The sequence below is a fragment of the Streptomyces anulatus genome, assembly GCF_000721175.1.
Classification (GTDB): domain Bacteria; phylum Actinomycetota; class Actinomycetes; order Streptomycetales; family Streptomycetaceae; genus Streptomyces; species Streptomyces anulatus_C.
Genome location: NZ_JOEZ01000009.1, coordinates 97,013 through 112,949, shown reverse-complemented (window position 1 = coordinate 112,949; position 15,937 = coordinate 97,013). Strand labels below are relative to the sequence as shown.

Genomic DNA, 15,937 nt, shown 5'->3' with positions numbered 1-15,937 from the left:
AAATCAGGGCACGTCGCCGGCCTGCACGAACCGCCAGTAGAATCCCTTCACGTGACTGCTGTGTCTGCGAAGCCTCGCATCCCCAATGTCCTGGCCGGCCGCTACGCCTCTGCGGAGCTGGCCGTCCTCTGGTCCCCCGAGCAGAAGGTGAAGCTGGAGCGTCAGCTGTGGCTGGCGGTGCTGCGCGCTCAGAAGGACCTCGGGATCGAGGTGCCCGATGCGGCGCTGGCCGACTACGAGCGTGTGCTGGACCAGGTCGACCTGGCCTCGATCGCCGAGCGCGAGAAGATCACCCGGCATGACGTGAAGGCCCGGATCGAGGAGTTCAACGCCCTCGCCGGTCATGAGCACGTCCACAAGGGCATGACCTCCCGGGACCTGACGGAGAACGTCGAGCAGCTTCAGATCCGCCTTTCGCTGGAGCTGATGCGCGACCGCACCGTGGCCGTTCTGGCCCGGCTCGGCAAGCTCGCGGCCGAGTACCGCGAGCTCGTCATCGCCGGACGCTCGCACAATGTCGCCGCGCAGGCGACGACGCTGGGCAAGCGCTTCGCGACCGCGGCCGACGAGCTGCTGGTCGCCTACGGCCGCTTGGAGGACCTTCTCTCCCGCTATCCGCTGCGGGGGATCAAGGGTCCGGTCGGTACGGCGCAGGACATGCTGGACCTGCTCGGCGGCGACGCGGGCAAGCTCGCCGACCTGGAGCAGCGCATCGCCGGGCACCTCGGCTTCGCCGAGGCGTTCACCTCCGTCGGTCAGGTCTACCCCCGGTCGCTCGACTACGACGTGGTCACCGCTCTGGTGCAGCTGGCCGCGGCGCCCTCCTCGGTGGCGAAGACCATCCGGCTGATGGCCGGCCACGAGCTGGTGACCGAGGGCTTCAAGCCCGGCCAGGTCGGCTCGTCGGCGATGCCGCACAAGATGAACACACGCTCCTGTGAGCGGGTGAACGGTCTGATGGTGATCCTGCGCGGCTACGCCTCGATGACGGGCGAGCTGGCGGGTGACCAGTGGAACGAGGGCGACGTGTCCTGCTCCGTGGTCCGCCGGGTGGCGCTCCCGGACGCGTTCTTCGCGTTCGACGGCCTTCTGGAGACCTTCCTGACGGTCCTGGACGAGTTCGGCGCGTTCCCCGCGGTCGTGGCGCGCGAGCTGGACCGCTACCTTCCGTTCCTGGCCACCACCAAGGTCCTGATGGGCGCTGTACGGGCCGGGGTGGGCCGCGAGGTGGCGCACGAGGCGATCAAGGAGAACGCGGTCGCCTCCGCCCTCGCGATGCGGGAGCAGGGCGCCGAGCGCAACGAACTGCTCGACAAGCTCGCCGCGGACGAGCGGATCCCGCTGGACCGCGCGCAGTTGGACGAGCTGATGGCCGACAAGCTCTCGTTCACGGGTGCCGCCGGCGACCAGGTCTCGTCGCTCGTCGCCCGGATCGAGGAGATCACCAAGCAGCACCCCGAGGCCGCGAACTACGCCCCAGGCTCGATCCTCTGACCGGCACCGTCATCACGGCATGACCCCCGAAGAACTGAGCGCCGCCCGTGACCGCGTCGTCCCCGATGTGGCCGCGGGCGGTCTGCGCGTGCTCTTCTGCGGCATCAACCCGAGCCTGATGACCGCGGCGACGGGCCACCATTTCGCCCACCCCGGTAACCGGTTCTGGCCGGTCCTGCACCGCTCGGGTTTCACGCCCCGGCAGCTGCACCCTTCGGAGCAGGCCGAGTTGCTCGGCCTCGGGCTCGGCATCACCAACGTGGTGGCGCGGGCCACCGCACGGGCCGATGAGCTCGACGCGGAGGAGTTCCGGCAGGGCGGGGCCGCCCTGACGGCGAAGGTCGAGCGCCTCGCGCCACAGTGGCTCACGGTGGTCGGCATCACCGCCTACCGCACGGCCTTCGGGGAACCCAGGGCCCGCATCGGCCCCCAGGACCGCACGGTCGGCGGCGCCCGTGTGTGGGCTCTCCCCAACCCCAGCGGTCTCAACGCCCACTGGACGGTCCAGAGCATGGCCGAGGAGTACGCCCGCCTCCGGGACGCCGTGCTCATCCGGCCCCCGGGCGACCGCCCTGCCGCCGGTCCAACCTCGGCCGGCTGAGCCGACCCTGCGCCTTCACTCTTCCCTTCGGGTCTCACGCGTCCCGGTCGCGGACCGCCCACCAGCCCGCCAGGAGCGCTGCTGCCTCCCACACGGCTGCCACCGCCAGGCCGGTCCACGGCCCTGGTCCGTCGTCCGGATTCCGGTGCAGCACGGCCTGCCCCGCGCGGTCGGGCAGATACCGCACCACTGCGGTGGCGACGTCCACGAACACGAAGCTACGCGGCGAAGATGACGGCGATCGGCGGGTCGGCGCTCGTCGTCGGGCTGGACGGCATCGAGGCGACCCGGCTGGTGCTGCGTACGGTGCCGGATCCACCGAAGATCCTGGTGCTGACGACCTTCGAGAACGACGAGTACGTGTACGAGGCGTTGAGGGCGGGGGCCGACGGCTTTCTGCTCAAGCGCGCCAGGCCCGCGGAGATCGTGCACGCCGTACGTCTGGTGGCCGAGGGGGAGTCGCTGCTGTTCCCGGCGGCGGTCAGGCAGCTCGCCGCCGAGTACAGGACGGAGACGGCGCGGGCCGCCCTCGACCGGGCTGCGCTCACCGGCCGGGAGGCGGCAGTGCTCCGGTTGATGGCCCGGGGACTGTCGAACGCGGAGATCGCGGCCGACCTGGTCGTCGGGATCCAGACGGTGAAGTCCCATGTCAGTTCGGTCCTGGCAAAGTTGGGGGCGCTGGACCGTACGCAGGCGGTCATCGCCGCCTACGAGTCCGGATTCGTCGCTCCGGGGTGACCCAGGTTGCGGCTCGATACCGGCTTTCCACGCTGGTCGCAGGGGTCCCGGCCAGCGAGTACGATCCGGCAGACATGCGCACGAGCTGGGAGGACATACCGTGGGCCGGCTGACCGGTGGGGACCCGTCGCTGTTGCGGCGGATCAATTCAGCGGTAGTGCTGCACGCCCTGAGGGGGGCCGGCGCGCCGACGCTGACGGACCTGACCCGGATCACGGGGCTGTCCCGGCCGACGGTCGAAGGGGTCGTCGAGGGACTGTTCGAAGCAGGCCTCGTGGTCGAGGCGGTGCCCGACGAGAGTGAGGCACGGCGCCAGGGGCGCCCTGCGCGAAGGTTCCGCTTCCGCGCCGAGGCGGGGCACCTCCTCGGGGTGGAGATCGGCCCGCACCGGGTGTCGGCGCTCATCTCGGGGCTCGACGGCCGGATCATCGGGGCGGGCTCCCGCGCCGTGTCGGAGACCGCCGGCGCGGACGACCGGCTCGACCAGGTCCGGGGCGTCATCGCCGACGTGCTGCGGCGCACCGGGGTGGCCCGGAGCAGTCTGCGTGCCGTCGGTGTGGGCAGTCCCGGGATCGTGGAGGCCGACGGCACCGTGCGGCTGGGTACGGCGTTGCCGGACTGGACCGGCCTCGCGCTCGGGGAGCGGCTCCGTCGTTCGTTCCGCTGCCCCGTGCTCGTCGAGAACGACGCCAACGCCGCGGCGGTGGCCGAGCACTGGAAGGGCGCGGCCACCGAGTCCGATGACGTGGTCTTCGTCCTGGCGGGGCTGAGCCCCGGGGCGGGTTCCTTGATCGGCGGGCGTCTGCACCGGGGGTTCGGCGGGGCCGCCGGGGAGATCGGCGCTCTGCACCTGCTGGGCAGGGACGTGACGCCGGAGCATCTGCTGTCGACGACGGACACGCCGCTGGACCCGCTGGACGAGCATGCGGTGGCCGCGGTGTTCGCCAAGGCCCGGGAGGGCGATGCGGGGGCCCAGGCGGCGGTCGAGCGGTTCCTCCAGCGGCTGGTGCACGATGTGGCGGCGCTGGTGCTGGCGCTCGACCCGGAACTGGTCGTGGTCGGGGGCTGGGCCGCCGGGCTGGACGGAGTGCTGGAACCCCTCCGCAAGGAGCTGGCCCGCTACTGCCTGCGTCCGCCCCGGGTGACCCTGTCGCTGCTCGGAGAGGCCGCAGTCGCCACGGGGGCGCTGCGGCTCGCCCTGGACCACGTCGAGGAGCAGCTGTTCGCCGTCGACGGGGCCGTGACCGCCCGCCGCTGACGGTCCGCCGCCGATCGCCCGCCGCTGACGCGGAGAGGGCCCGGGCCGCGGAGGCCCGTGAAAACGCGCGCCCGCCGTTCCCGAGGACCGGAGTCCTCGGGAACGGCGGGCAGGTTGCCGAGCGGGCCGGGGCGTCAGGAGACCTGGCACTCCGGCTGATCGTCGTGGCTGATCTCCAGCGCGCCGGAGTCCCCGAAGGTGAGCCGGCAGGTGTCTGCGCGGTAGGTGGCGACTGACACGGCCGCCGTACCGTCCACGGTGAAGTAGCGGGTGGTGACGACGAGGACGGGGGCGCCGGGGAGCCGGTCCAGTTCCTTGGCGTCGTCCGCCCGCGCGGAGCCGAGCTCCACCGAGCGGTCCTGGCCCTGCAGGCCGAGCCGGTGCAGCTCGCGCAGCACGCTCCGGGCGCGGACGGCACCGGACGCGGCCTCGATGCCGGAGAGGTCGGGCACCGAGGAAGCGGGGATGTAGAGGAGTTCCGCCGCTACCGCCTGCCCCTGGGTGTCACGGATCCGGCGCACCACGTGTAGCGGTTCGGCGGGGTCCGTTCCCAGCATGACGGCCACCGCGGCCGGGGCCTTGCCCATGATGCTGTCGACCGGCTGCCAGGCCTCGCCGCTGACGCCGCCCGTCCATTCGTGCTGGGCGGTGGAGACGGCGATGCCCACGCGCGGCGGGGCGACGGTCGTCCCGACACCACGGCGGCGCTGCAGTCTGCCTTCGAGTTCGAGCTGCTCCAGAGCCTGCCGGAGCGTGGCTCGCGCGACACCGAACCGTGCCGCGAGGTCCCGCTCGTTGGGCAGGATCTCCCCCACCGCGAAGTCCGAGTCGAGTGCCTCACTGAGCACGGTCTTGAGGTGCCAGTACTTCGGCTCCTGAACCGATTCCAGCTGCGTGGTCCCCACCCTGTCCTCCGCAATCGCCCAGCGTCTTTTTCCGCGACGTTATTTATTAAAGGTTCCTGTCTTAAGTGGAGACCCTAGGGGGGCATACCCCCTTGGTCAAGACCAATCCTTATTCCGTAACGGAACGAAACGGGACTCTGGCGCAGAGCGTTCACATGACGTTCGCGGTGCCGTGAGGCGCATGCAGCACAGAGCCCCGCCATCACGGCAGATGGCGGGGCTCCGACCAGGCCCGCGGCGAACCTGCGGGACCACGGGGACGGGCGCGGCCGGTGGTGCTTTTGGTTATGCGACGGCCAGCCCGGCGAGCTTGTCCGGATTACAAACGATATAGGCGCATCGAATAACACCTTGGCTGACTTCTATCCGAAAGACGGTGCCGGGCTTCCCCCCGACGAAGCAGACGGCGGTCGGTCCGCCGTTGAGCTCCACGGTGCGGATCTCCCCGTCCGGGCCGAGGTCGCGCGCCACCGCGAAGAGGAAGCGGCCGACCTTGTCGGCGGTCCCGATGATCCGTCGCGGCGCCTTCGCCTTGCCTCCGCTGTCGCTGACGAGCCGGACGTCCGGGGCCGGCAGCGCGAGCAGTTGCTCGATGCCGCCCCCGGAGGACCACGTCCTCCGCGTCGGCGATGCGGCCCGGGCATGCGATAGGCGGCACCGGCGAGAACGGGCCGGTGTTCTTCGAAGAGCCCGGTCGCGGCGTCGGCTGCCATCCGCCCATCCCAGCCCGCGGGTGACCTGCTGTCCAGCGGGAATCGCCCGGCCCCTTGAACTCCAAGCTACCCGACGGTAATTGTTGTTGACGAGATGTCTACCCACTCAGGGAGCAGCAGCATGACCACCACGGTCTCCTTCACCGTCGCAACGGCCGACGGCCCCCGCCCGGTCTCGGTCGCGTACGAACGGACCGGCTCGGGCGAACCGTTGCTGCTCCTCCACGGCATCGGGCACCATCTGAGGGCCTGGGACCCGGTGACACGGATCCTGGCCGCCGAGCGTGAGGTGATCGCCGTGGACCTGCCCGGCTTCGGCACCTCGCCCGCGCTGCCGGACGGCCTTCCGTACGATCTCGCGACCGTCGGGCCGGTACTCGGGGCATTCTGTGCCGAACTCGGACTGGACCGCCCCCACGTGGCCGGGAACTCGCTGGGCGGCCTGCTGGCACTGGAGCTGGGCCGCACCGGGCTGGCGCGGTCGGTGACCGCGCTGTCCCCGGCGGGCTTCTGGACCGAGGCGGAACGGCGCTACGCCTTCGGCACCCTGCGGGCGATGCGCCGGAGCGCGCTCGCTCTGCCGGTGCCGCTGATAGAGCGCATGTCGCACAGCGCGGTCGGCCGGACGGCTCTCACCAGCACCATCTACGCCCGGCCCGGGAGGCGTTCACCGGAGGCCGTCGTCGCCGAGACGCTCGCCCTGCGCGGGGCGACCGGCTTTCACCAGACGCTGGAGGTCGGCCGGGGCGCCTTCTTCGGCGAGGACGTGAAGGGCATACCCGTGACCGTCGCCTGGGGCACCCGCGACCGGATCCTGGTGCGCAGGCAGGGAGTCCGCGCCAAGCGGGTGATCCCCGACGCCCGGCTCGTACGTCTGCCCGGCTGCGGGCACGTCCCCATGAACGACGACCCGGCGCTCGTGGCCCGCGTCATCCTGGACACCAGCCGCTGAGCCGTCCGGTCGACGCGCCGGCGCCCGGCCGGAGAGGCGGGCGCCGACGGTCCCGCGGCGCACGATGACGCCGGAGCCGTACGCCACACCGGCGCCGACCAGAAGGCTTCCCGCTCCCTGTGCGAGACCGTACGTCCCGGCTCCGACCAGCGGTGCGGTCAGGGCGGCGGAGACCGGGATCAGGCCGCAGAAGAGCGTGGCCCGTTCGGCTCCGATGCGCCGCATCCCGCTGTACCAGCAGACGAATCCGATCACGGTGACGACGACGGAGCCTGCCACAGGAGGGCCGTCGCCTCTCCGCCCGTCGGGACCCGACCTGGACCGGGCGGACGGGGCGGGCATCGCGCTGCGGCCGCTGCGCGACTGCGGAGCGGCCGGCTCCGAGGAGGGCACCGTGCCCCTCGTCCTGGGCTACGCCCATCTCGCCCCCGGCGACATCGCCCGTGGGGTCGCCGCGCTGGCGGACGCGTGGCGTTCCGGCCGGGCGGGTCCCGGCTGACGGGCGCCGTTCACCCGGGGTTGGGGCTCCGGCCGCCGCAGGGCAGTAGGCATGGGCGGAGACCGGCGCCGGTCCACGGCCTCCTCGTGGACGGCGCTCCGCCCGCCCACCTCCCCGGAGGCACTTCGATGCCCTACCGTCCGCACCGTCCGCGCGTTGCCTCGCCCGGCCGCCGTGCCGTCCTGCGCGGCTCACTGATCGCCCCTGCGGCGGTCGCCCTCTCGCCCGCCACCGCTTCGGCCGCGCCCGCGCTGCACCTGGCGGGGCGGCCCGAAGCGTCCTGGGGCGTGCAGGTGGGCAGCGTCACCGCCTCGTCGGCGCTCCTGTGGGTGCGCTCGGACCGTCCGGCCCGGATGCTGGTGGAGACCTCGGCCGGTGAGTCGTTCCGGCGGGTCCGCAGGTGGCACGGGCCGTTGATCGGCCCCTCGACGGACCTCACCGGCACCACACCGCTGTACGGCCTGCCCGCGGGCGAGCAGGTGCACTATCGGGTGACGCTCGCCGATCCGGCCGATCCGCGCCGTACCGGCAAACCGGTGTACGGGACGTTCCGTACCGCTCCGGCCCGGCGCCGTTCCGGGGTGCGGTTCCTGTGGTCGGGCGACATCGCGGGGCAGGGCTGGGGCATCAATCCGGACATCGGCGGCTACCGCGTGTACGAGGAGATGCGCCGCCTGGACCCGGACTTCTTCCTGTGCAGCGGCGACAGCATCTACGCGGACGGCCCGCTGGAGCCGAGCGTGACGCTTCCGGACGGCCGGACCTGGCGCAACGTCATGACCGAGGAGAAGGCGAAGGTCGCCGAGACGCTGGACGAGTACCGGGGCAACTTCCGCTACAACCTGCTCGACCGGAACGTCCGCAGCTTCAACGCGCAGGTGCCCTCCGTCGTGCAGTGGGACGACCACGAGGTGCGCAACAACTGGTATCCCGGCCAGATCCTCGACGACGCGCGCTACACCGAGAAGAACGTGGACATCCTCGCGGCCCGCTCCGTGCGCGCCTTCCACGAATACGTGCCGCTCGCGCCGTCGTACGGTCCCGGGCACCGTTCGCGTATGTACCGGGTCGTGCACCACGGGCCGCTGCTGGACGTGTTCGTGCTCGACATGCGTTCGTACCGCAACGCCAACTCCCCGGGCAGGCAGGCCGACGACACGACCGGCATCCTGGGCGCCGAGCAGTTGCGGTGGCTGAAACGCTCGCTCGCCGCCTCCCGGGCGGAGTGGAAGGTGATCGCCGCCGACATGCCGCTCGGCCTCGTGGTCCCGGACGGTGCGACGGACTTCGAAGCGGTGGCGCAGGGCGATCCCGGGGCGCCGCTCGGGCGGGAGCTCCAGATCGCCGAACTGCTCCGGTTCATCAAGCACCGCGGGGTCACCGGCACCGTGTGGCTGACGGCCGATGTGCACTACACCTCGGCCCAGCACTACGTGCCGGAGCGGGCTGCGTTCAAGGACTTCGCACCGTTCTGGGAGTTCGTCTCGGGCCCGCTGGCGGCGGGCGGTTTCCCGGCCAACGCGCTGGACGGCACTTTCGGCCCCGACCGGGTCTTCGTGCGCGCTCCCGGCCGGGCCAATGTCTCGCCGATGGAATCGCCGCAGTACTTCGGCGAGGTGGAGATCGACGGCGACAGTGCGGAGCTGACGGTACGTCTGCGGGCCGAGGGAGGATCGGTGCTGTTCACCAAGGTGCTGAGGCCCGGTCGCACCGGGCAGTGAACGGCGGCTCCTGCACGGCCGGCGGCTGCCGCGAGGGTCGTTGTCAGTGCTGGGTCCTACGCCTTTTCTCATGACCCGATCCGTTCAGGCCTCGGCCTACGCGCGCCCGTCATCGCTGGAGTCCTCGCAGGCGGGGCCCTCCCTCGGTCGGGAGACCGCAGGAGGGCTCACCCCGCGCGGGCGGGGGCGCATCCGCGGTTCTTCGCGGGCTTCCTCTCCGATCCACGTAGCGGCGCGCGGGCTGCTGGCGGTCGCGGAGGTGGCCGCGGCCCGCTACTACCAGCGCACGTTGCCCGCCTCCCTGGACCCGGTGGTGACGGGGAACGGCGACCACCGGCGCGTACCGGACGGTGCTGACCGTGCTGGTGTCGATGCTGCCTGGCCTCCTGGCGTACGAGAAGACGCCCCGGGGGCTCGGTGACCTGCTGTCCGTGGCGGCCGGGTGCGCCGAGCGCTGCGGTACGCGCGAGGTCCCGCCGATAGCGGGGCCGGCGGCGACGGCGGGGCGCAAGAGCGCTTCCCAGACGGCCCGCCAGGCCGCCCTGCTGCTCGCCGCGTTTCCCGCCGGGGCGGAGGAGTCCACGCCGGAAGCGGTCGGCCCGGAGGCCCCCGGCCCGGACCGGAAGGATCAAGGAGTGGCCGATCCCGGAATCTGACCGAAAGACGACGATAGGCGATCAGATCAACACGTAACCCATCAGTCACAAGGCGTTCGTGATCAGGCAACACCGTTCGTTCACAGTGAGGATATGACTGATGTGACCTCCGCGAAGAGCGCCCGCCGTCCGCACCACTGGCGGCGGGACCTGATCGAACTGGCCGCCCTGTTCACCGCCGTGGCGGTGGCCGACGCCGTCGCCAACCTGATCGGACACCAGCCGGACGGGCCCTATCTGCTCGTGGCGTCGGCGGTGGCGCTGGTGGCCACCGCGGCGTTCCACACCTGGTGGGCACGACGGCACAGTCACGCTCCCCCGCCCGGTGAGGCGGGCGAAGCGGGCGCGGGCGGGAACAGCGGTGCGGGCGGGATCGCCGGGGCCGGGGAGACCGTGCTGTGGCGGATGCGGACGACGGTGCGCGACGCGCCCGGCAGCCTCGCCGCGCTGTGCCTGGCCCTCTCCGGGCTGCGGGTGGACATCCTCACCCTGCAGACCCACCCGCTCGCGCAGGGGACCGTCGACGAGTTCCTGCTGCGGGCCCCGGCCTCGCTCCAGGCGCAGGAGCTGTCCCGGGAGGTCGCGACCGCCGGCGGCGCGTCCACCTGGATCGAGCGGGCGGACGCCCACGATCTGGTCGACACCCCGACGCGGGTGCTGTCGCTGGCCACCCGGACGGCGCTCGACGCGGCCGAGCTGCCGCTCGCCCTGCGACAGTTGCTCGGCCGGTGCACCATCCACTCGCTGCCCGCCGTCTCCGTAACCGGCCGGGCGACCGGGGAGAGCGCCCCGGTCGAGGGCGTGCTGGAAGAGACGGTGATGCGGCTTCGGGATCCGTCCGGCGGGGTGATCTCCGTCGAGCGGCCCTATCTGCCGTTCACGCCGACCGAGTTCGCGCGGGCCCGTGCCCTGGTCGAGCTCGACGCCCGGCTCGGCCCGCGGGTGCCGCGCAGCGAGGACGTCCTCACCCTGCCCGAGGGCAACGAGATCACCGTGCGCCGCGCGGACCGCGGCGACCTCGCCGCCGCCCGCGCCATGCACGACCGCTGCTCGCAGCGCACCCTGGGCCTGCGCTACCACGGTCCCGTCCAGGACGCGGACCGCTACCTCGACCATCTGCTGAGCCCCCGGTTCGGCCGCACCCTCGCGGTGCAGACGGCCTCCGGCAGGCTGGTGGCACTGGGCCACCTCCTCTGGGACGGCGACGAGACCGAGGTCGCCCTCCTCGTCGAGGACGACTGGCAGCGCCGGGGCATCGGCTCCGAACTGCTCGGCCGCCTGGTGGCCCTCGCCGTCGAAGCGGGCTGCGACAGCGTGTACGCGGTGACGCAGTCCCACAACACCGGCATGGTGGCGGCGATGCGCGCGCTGGAGTTGCCCCTCGACTACCAGATCGAGGAGGGCACGCTCGTCATCACCGCCCGGGTCACAGCTGCGCCGACGGCTGAAGGGACCGCTCGGCCTTCCGCGCCGACGGAACAGGCCCGTCGCTGAGCGCCTGGCACAGATCCGCCCACAGGTCCTCGACGTCCTCCAGACCGACCGACATCCGCAGCAGCCGGTCGCCGACACCGGACGCCCGCCGGTCTCCCTCCTCCACGATGCGGTGGCTGATGGAGGCCGGGTGCTGGATCAGCGAGTCCACGCTGCCGAGGCTGACTGCGGGCGTGATGAGCCGCACCCCGGCGATCACCCGGTGCGGGTCCCCGTACACCTCGAAGGAGACCATCGCGCCGCCGATCCGCGGGTAGTGCACCCGGGCGATCCGGGGGTCGGCGGTGAGCCTGCGGACGAGTTCGGCGGCGCTCGTCGAGGCCGCTCGTACGCGTACCGGAAGGGTGGACAGGCCGCGCAGCAGCAGGTAGCCGGCGAGCGGGTGCAGCACTCCGCCGGTGGCGAACCGCACCTGGCGCAGTGTGGCGGCGAACTCCTCGTCGCAGGCGACGACGCCTCCCATGACGTCCCCGTGGCCGCCGAGGTACTTGGTGGCGCTGTGCAGGACGATCCGTGCGCCGTGTTCGACGGGGCGCTGCAGGACGGGGGTGGCGAAGGTGTTGTCGACCAGCAGCGGCACGGATCCGCAGGCGTGGGCGACGGCCCGGATGTCGATCTCGGCCAGCGTCGGATTGGCCGGCGTCTCGACCATCACGAGCCCGGTGTCCGGGCGGATCGCGTCGGCGATGCCCGCCGGGTCGGTCCAGGTCACCTCGGTGCCCAGCAGTCCTGCGCCGAGCAGATGGTCACTGCACCCGTAGAGCGGGCGGACCGCGACGACATGGCGCAGCCCCTGGCTCGCGCGGGCGAGCAGCACCGCCGTGAGCGCCGCCATCCCGCTGGCGAAGGCGACCGCGCTCTCGGCGCCCTCCAGCCGGGCGAGCGCCGTCTCGAAGCGGCCCGTGGTCGGGTTGTCCAGCCGCGCGTAGACGGGCGGCCCGTCGGGGCGGGCCCCGGTGGTGGCGAAGGCGTCGATCCGCATCGCCTCGCCGCGCGAGTCGTATGAGGGGTAGGTGGTGGACAGGTCGATCGGCGGGGCGTGCACGCCGAGGGAGGCGAGGTCGTCGCGTCCGGCGTGCACGGCTTCGGTGGCGAGGGCCCTGGACGGGGTGGGAGCAGGGGGCGTCATCGAGACTTCGTTGTCCATGCCGTCACTCTGAACAGTTACCGGCTCGTAGTGGCACAAGCCCGTGCTACGTTCGCCATATGGCTGATTCTGTCGCTCTCGATCCGGTGGATATGCAGATTCTGCGCCTGCTGCAGAACGATGCGCGGACCACGTACCGCGATCTCGCGGCCGAGGTCGGTGTGGCCGCTTCGACGTGTCTTGACCGGGTGGCCCGGCTGCGCCGTTCCGGGGTGATCCTCGGGGACCAGCTGCGCCTCGATCCGGCGAAGCTCGGCCGGGGACTCCAGGCGCTGCTCCTGGTGCAGGTCCGGCCGCACCGCCGGGAGCTCATCGGGCCGTTCGTCGACCGCGTCAGATCCCTGCCCGAGTCGCGGGCGCTGTTCCACCTCACCGGTCCCGACGACTACCTCGTGCAGGTCGCGGTGGCCGACGCCGCGGATCTGCAGCGGCTGGTCCTGGACGAGTTCACCTCGCGCCGGGAGGTGGCCCGGGTCGACACCCGGCTGATCTTCCAGCAGTGGGACTGCGGGCCGCTGCTGCCTCCCGCCGGAAGCTGACGGTCCGAAGACCGACTGAAGACGGGCCGGAGAGGGGCCGAAGACGGGCCGGGAGGCGCGGGAAGTGATCGTCTTTCGGACGTCCGGCGGCCCATGGTGATGACGAGGGGGCCGCCGCCGTACGAGGATGTCCGCATGTCAGACACTACGAGCAGCGCGCTGCCCCGTCAGGTCGCCGACGCATACGTCGACGCCATCATCGAACTCGACCCCATCACGGGTACCTACCTGGGCGTGCCCGAAAGCTCGCGCCGGCTGCCCGACTTCTCACCAGCCGGTCAGGCCGCGACCGCCGACCTCATCCGCGCGACGCTGCGGGACCTGGACGAAGCCGAGCAGCGGCCCGGTGCGGACAGCGACGCCGAGCGGCGCTGCGGCCGGCTCCTGCGGGAGCGTCTGACGGCGGAACTCGCCGTGCACGAGGCCGAGGAGGGCCTGCGGACCGTCTCCAACCTGCACTCGCCCGCCCACAGCATCACCGAGGTCTTCACCCTCACGCCGACCGCGACGGACGAGGACTGGGCGGCCGTCGTGGAACGGCTGCGCGCCGTGCCCGCCGCGTACGAGGGATACCGCGCCTCGCTCGCGCTCGGTCTGGAGCGCAAGCTGTACGGCGGCCCCCGCGCGACCGCCACGTTCATCGGGCAGCTCACCGAGTGGGGCGGGGAGGGCGAGGGCACGGCGTTCTTCGCGGAGTTCGTCGCCCCCGGTCCCGCGTCCCTGCGGGCGGAGCTGGACGAGGCCGCCCGGCTGGCGACGGCGTCGGTGCTCTCCCTGCGGGACTGGGTGCGCGACGTGTACGCCCCGGGGATCGAGGGGGCCCCCGACCCGGTCGGCCGGGAGCGCTACGCCCGCTGGTCGCGGCTGTACAACGGCACGGACCTGGATCTCGACGAGGCGTACGCGTACGGCTGGTCGGAATACCACCGGCTGCTCGCCGAGATGAAGACCGAGGCCGAGAAGATCCTGCCCGGCGCGGGCCCCTGGGAGGCGCTCGCCCACCTCGATGTGCACGGGAAGCACATCGAGGGCGTCGACGAGGTCCGCGAGTGGCTGCAGGGCCTGATGGACGAGGCGATCGAGGCGCTTGACGGCACGCACTTCGACCTCGCCGAGCGGGTGCGGAAGGTGGAGTCCCGCATCGCGCCGCCCGGCGGGGCCGCCGCGCCGTACTACACCGGTCCCTCCGAGGACTTCTCCCGCCCGGGGCGCACCTGGCTGCCGACCATGGGCGAGACCCGCTTCCCGGTGTACGACCTGGTCTCGACCTGGTACCACGAGGGCGTTCCCGGCCACCACCTGCAGATCGCGCAGTGGACGCACGTCGCCGACAGCCTCTCCCGATACCAGGCGTCGGTAGGCATGGTCAGTGCGAACGCCGAGGGCTGGGCACTGTACGCCGAGCGGCTGATGGACGAGCTGGGCTTCCTGCCCGACGCGGAACGGCGGCTCGGCTACCTCGACGCGCAGATGATGCGCGCCTGCCGGGTGATCGTCGACATCGGCATGCACCTGGAGCTGGAGATTCCGGCGGACTCCCCGTTCCATCCGGGCGAGCGCTGGACCCCCGGTCTGGCCCAGGAGTTCTTCGGCAGCCACAGCGGCCGTCCCGCCGACTTCGTGGAGAGCGAGCTGACCCGCTATCTGTCGATGCCTGGTCAGGCCATCGGCTACAAGCTCGGGGAGCGCGCGTGGCTGCTCGGCCGGGAGAACGCGCGCGCCGCGCACGGCGACGCGTTCGATCTGAAGACCTGGCACATGGCGGCGCTCTCCCAGGGGTCGCTGGGCCTGGACGATCTGGTGGACGAGCTGTCCCGGCTCTGAGCGAGGAAGACGAGGGGGACGAGGGGGACCGTCATGAGCGGCACCACGAGCGGAACGAGCGAGCGGAACGACGACACGAGCGGCGCGAGCGGGCGGAACGGGTTCCTGTTCTGTGCCGACCCGTTGCGGATCTCCCGGCCCGACCCGCAGTTCTCCGACGAGGTCGCGGCAGCGCGTGCGGCCGGCGGCCGGATCGCGCTGCTCGATCATGACGCACTGCTCGCGGGGGACGCGGCCGGGGCGGTGGCCCGGGTCGCGCGGGACTCCGGACCGTACTGGTACCGCGGCTGGATGATCCCCTCCGGCCGGTACGCGGAGCTGGAGGCGGCCCTCGGCGCCCGGGGCTGCGCCCTGCTCACCGGTGCCGCCGGCTATCGGCGGGCGCATGAACTTCCCGGCTGGTACGACGAGTTCGACGGACTCACCCCGCGCAGCGTCTGGTGCGCCACCGCTCCTGGGGCCTCACCGCCCACCGCCGGCGAGCTGGCCGGGCTCGCGGCGCCCCTGGGGCCGGGGCCCGGCATCGTGAAGGACTTCGTGAAGTCCCGCAAGCACGAGTGGCACGAGGCCTGTTACGTTCCGGAGCTCGCTGCCCGAGAGCAACTGGCCGCCGTGGTGGGCCGGTTCGTGGAGCTCCAGGGCTCGTTCCTCAGCGGCGGCCTGGTGCTGCGGGTCTTCGAGACGTTCGTCGCGGGCGGCGAGGCGCGGGTGTGGTGGGTGGACGGGGATGCGGTGCTCGTCACCGCCCACCCCGACACCCCCGGCCAGGTGTCCGCCCCCGAACTCCCCTCCCTGCGGGCGGCGGTGGGCCGTCTCGGACTGCGCTGGGTCACCACCGACCTGGCGTTGCGCCAGGACGGCGTGTGGCGGGTGGTGGAGGTCGGCGACGGCCAGGTCAGCGGGCTGCCCGCAGGGGCGGAGGCCGGCGGCCTGTTCGCCGCGCTGGCCGCCGCCGGGGCGCGCTGACCGCCGCCCGGGCGCGGCCTCAGCAGCCGCAGCCGGCGGCGTCGACCGGTGCGGTGAGCGGGTCGGCTCCGCGCCGGTCGGGGCCCTCCGAGGTCTCGAAGGCGAATCCCTCGCGTGCCCAGTACTCGAATCCGCCGAACATCTCCTGTGCCTGGTAGCCCAGTTGGGCGAGGGCCAGGGCCGCGCGGGTCGCGCCGTCGCAGCCCGGACCCCAGCCACCCTTCCACGATCTCCTGGACCACGCCGGAGATCATCGAGGCCCATCACGTCACCGGGGACGACTGCTTCGCCCTCAAGGCCACGGCCCGTTCGATGAGGCATCTGGAGGAGACCACCGGCCGGATCGGCGCACTGGGCTCCGTCACCACGAGCATCGTGTACTCCTCGCCGCTCCCCCGCCGCGCGATCAGCCCCTGACCCGGCCGGACGG

The 15,937-nt window shown here is 72.3% G+C and carries 13 protein-coding genes and 7 pseudogenes; 14 read left to right on the top strand and 6 right to left on the bottom strand.

The annotated features are described in order from the left end of the window. Window positions 1–51: 51 nt before the first annotated feature. Complete coding sequence (gene purB, locus IG90_RS0112610; RefSeq protein ID WP_030582179.1) at window positions 52–1,494, top strand: adenylosuccinate lyase; 1,443 nt, start codon at window positions 52–54, stop codon at window positions 1,492–1,494. A 19-nt stretch (window positions 1,495–1,513) separates the two neighbouring features. Then, on the top strand, window positions 1,514–2,095 hold the full coding sequence (gene mug, locus IG90_RS0112605; RefSeq protein WP_030582177.1) for a G/U mismatch-specific DNA glycosylase: 582 nt from the start codon (window positions 1,514–1,516) through the stop codon (window positions 2,093–2,095). Between the two features lie 34 nt (window positions 2,096–2,129). On the opposite strand, the pseudogene IG90_RS0112600 reads toward mug, so the two are convergent. Further along, window positions 2,130–2,312 (bottom strand): annotated as a pseudogene (locus IG90_RS0112600) (ABC transporter permease); the annotation flags it as partial. Window positions 2,313–2,362: 50 nt separating this feature from the next. On the opposite strand from IG90_RS0112600, the pseudogene IG90_RS0112595 reads away from it, so the two are divergent. Together IG90_RS0112595 and IG90_RS0112590 are read left to right on the top strand one after the other, a co-directional pair. Next, window positions 2,363–2,833: pseudogene (locus IG90_RS0112595) on the top strand (LuxR C-terminal-related transcriptional regulator); the annotation flags it as partial. A 100-nt stretch (window positions 2,834–2,933) separates the two neighbouring features. After that, a complete protein-coding gene (locus tag IG90_RS0112590) occupies window positions 2,934–4,091 on the top strand; it encodes an ROK family transcriptional regulator (RefSeq protein WP_030582169.1) in 1,158 nt (385 codons plus the stop codon). Window positions 4,092–4,225: 134 nt separating this feature from the next. Here the strand turns inward: IG90_RS0112590 and IG90_RS0112585 are convergent, their stop codons facing one another. Together IG90_RS0112585 and IG90_RS41835 are read right to left on the bottom strand one after the other, a co-directional pair. Further along, window positions 4,226–4,996, bottom strand: coding sequence for a GntR family transcriptional regulator (locus IG90_RS0112585; protein WP_030582167.1), 771 nt, complete (start codon window positions 4,994–4,996; stop codon window positions 4,226–4,228). Window positions 4,997–5,281: 285 nt separating this feature from the next. Continuing rightward, window positions 5,282–5,605 (bottom strand): annotated as a pseudogene (locus IG90_RS41835) (sigma-70 family RNA polymerase sigma factor family protein); the annotation flags it as partial. A gap of 225 nt (window positions 5,606–5,830) precedes the next feature. Between IG90_RS41835 and IG90_RS0112580 the strand changes: the two are divergent. Continuing rightward, on the top strand, window positions 5,831–6,661 hold the full coding sequence (locus tag IG90_RS0112580; RefSeq protein WP_030582166.1) for an alpha/beta fold hydrolase: 831 nt from the start codon (window positions 5,831–5,833) through the stop codon (window positions 6,659–6,661). A gap of 141 nt (window positions 6,662–6,802) precedes the next feature. Here IG90_RS0112580 and IG90_RS45765 read toward each other — a convergent pair. After that, window positions 6,803–6,886 (bottom strand): annotated as a pseudogene (locus IG90_RS45765) (EamA family transporter); the annotation flags it as partial. Here IG90_RS45765 and IG90_RS47075 point away from each other — a divergent pair. The 5 genes and pseudogenes from IG90_RS47075 to IG90_RS0112560 all read left to right on the top strand — a co-directional run bounded on the left by IG90_RS47075 (window position 6,858) and on the right by IG90_RS0112560 (window position 11,031). Next, a complete protein-coding gene (locus IG90_RS47075) occupies window positions 6,858–7,160 on the top strand; it encodes a hypothetical protein (RefSeq protein WP_411572624.1) in 303 nt (100 codons plus the stop codon). The pseudogene IG90_RS45765 and the gene IG90_RS47075 sit on opposite strands and share 29 nt — an antisense overlap. Window positions 7,161–7,288: 128 nt before the next feature. After that, window positions 7,289–8,881 (top strand): alkaline phosphatase D family protein, encoded by a 1,593-nt coding sequence (locus IG90_RS0112570; RefSeq protein ID WP_030582163.1) that lies wholly within the window; start codon window positions 7,289–7,291, stop codon window positions 8,879–8,881. A gap of 70 nt (window positions 8,882–8,951) precedes the next feature. Then, a pseudogene (locus tag IG90_RS45760) lies at window positions 8,952–9,257 on the top strand (SWIM zinc finger family protein); the annotation flags it as partial. Continuing rightward, complete coding sequence (locus IG90_RS0112565; protein ID WP_342447233.1) at window positions 9,241–9,537, top strand: hypothetical protein; 297 nt, start codon at window positions 9,241–9,243, stop codon at window positions 9,535–9,537. The pseudogene IG90_RS45760 and the gene IG90_RS0112565, both read left to right, overlap by 17 nt. 102 nt (window positions 9,538–9,639) lie before the next feature. Continuing rightward, on the top strand, window positions 9,640–11,031 hold the full coding sequence (locus IG90_RS0112560) for a GNAT family N-acetyltransferase (RefSeq protein WP_030582161.1): 1,392 nt from the start codon (window positions 9,640–9,642) through the stop codon (window positions 11,029–11,031). Here the strand turns inward: IG90_RS0112560 and IG90_RS0112555 are convergent. Beyond that, window positions 10,964–12,178 carry a trans-sulfuration enzyme family protein gene (locus IG90_RS0112555; RefSeq protein WP_030582160.1) on the bottom strand — a complete coding sequence of 405 codons (1,215 nt, stop codon included), beginning with the start codon at window positions 12,176–12,178 and terminating at the stop codon, window positions 10,964–10,966. The genes IG90_RS0112560 and IG90_RS0112555 overlap by 68 nt on opposite strands. A gap of 59 nt (window positions 12,179–12,237) precedes the next feature. On the opposite strand from IG90_RS0112555, the gene IG90_RS0112550 reads away from it, so the two are divergent. The 3 genes from IG90_RS0112550 to IG90_RS0112540 all read left to right on the top strand — a co-directional run bounded on the left by IG90_RS0112550 (window position 12,238) and on the right by IG90_RS0112540 (window position 15,507). Continuing rightward, on the top strand, window positions 12,238–12,717 hold the full coding sequence (locus tag IG90_RS0112550) for an Lrp/AsnC family transcriptional regulator (protein WP_030582159.1): 480 nt from the start codon (window positions 12,238–12,240) through the stop codon (window positions 12,715–12,717). Between the two features lie 135 nt (window positions 12,718–12,852). After that, the gene (locus tag IG90_RS0112545; protein WP_030582158.1) at window positions 12,853–14,541 is read left to right on the top strand and encodes a DUF885 domain-containing protein; all 1,689 of its coding nucleotides are present in this window, start codon (window positions 12,853–12,855) and stop codon (window positions 14,539–14,541) included. A gap of 33 nt (window positions 14,542–14,574) precedes the next feature. Continuing rightward, window positions 14,575–15,507, top strand: coding sequence for an ATP-grasp domain-containing protein (locus IG90_RS0112540; protein WP_078585270.1), 933 nt, complete (start codon window positions 14,575–14,577; stop codon window positions 15,505–15,507). Window positions 15,508–15,526: 19 nt separating this feature from the next. Here the strand turns inward: IG90_RS0112540 and IG90_RS0112535 are convergent. Further along, window positions 15,527–15,721, bottom strand: a pseudogene (locus IG90_RS0112535) (rhodanese-like domain-containing protein); the annotation flags it as partial. On the opposite strand from IG90_RS0112535, the pseudogene IG90_RS39355 reads away from it, so the two are divergent. Next, window positions 15,714–15,924: pseudogene (locus IG90_RS39355) on the top strand (Lrp/AsnC ligand binding domain-containing protein); the annotation flags it as partial. The pseudogenes IG90_RS0112535 and IG90_RS39355 overlap by 8 nt on opposite strands. Window positions 15,925–15,937 lie beyond the last annotated feature (13 nt).

Bases quoted from the DNA above. Each gene is read 5' to 3' on its own strand.
- mug (WP_030582177.1), top strand. From the start codon at position 1,514: ATGACCCCCGAAGAACTGAGCGCCGCCCGTGACCGCGTCGTCCCCGAT.
- IG90_RS0112580 (WP_030582166.1), top strand. From the start codon at position 5,831: ATGACCACCACGGTCTCCTTCACCGTCGCAACGGCCGACGGCCCCCGC.
- IG90_RS0112570 (WP_030582163.1), top strand. From the start codon at position 7,289: ATGCCCTACCGTCCGCACCGTCCGCGCGTTGCCTCGCCCGGCCGCCGT.
- IG90_RS0112555 (WP_030582160.1), bottom strand. From the start codon at position 12,178: ATGGACAACGAAGTCTCGATGACGCCCCCTGCTCCCACCCCGTCCAGG.
- IG90_RS0112550 (WP_030582159.1), top strand. From the start codon at position 12,238: ATGGCTGATTCTGTCGCTCTCGATCCGGTGGATATGCAGATTCTGCGC.
- IG90_RS0112545 (WP_030582158.1), top strand. From the start codon at position 12,853: ATGTCAGACACTACGAGCAGCGCGCTGCCCCGTCAGGTCGCCGACGCA.
- IG90_RS0112540 (WP_078585270.1), top strand. From the start codon at position 14,575: ATGAGCGGCACCACGAGCGGAACGAGCGAGCGGAACGACGACACGAGC.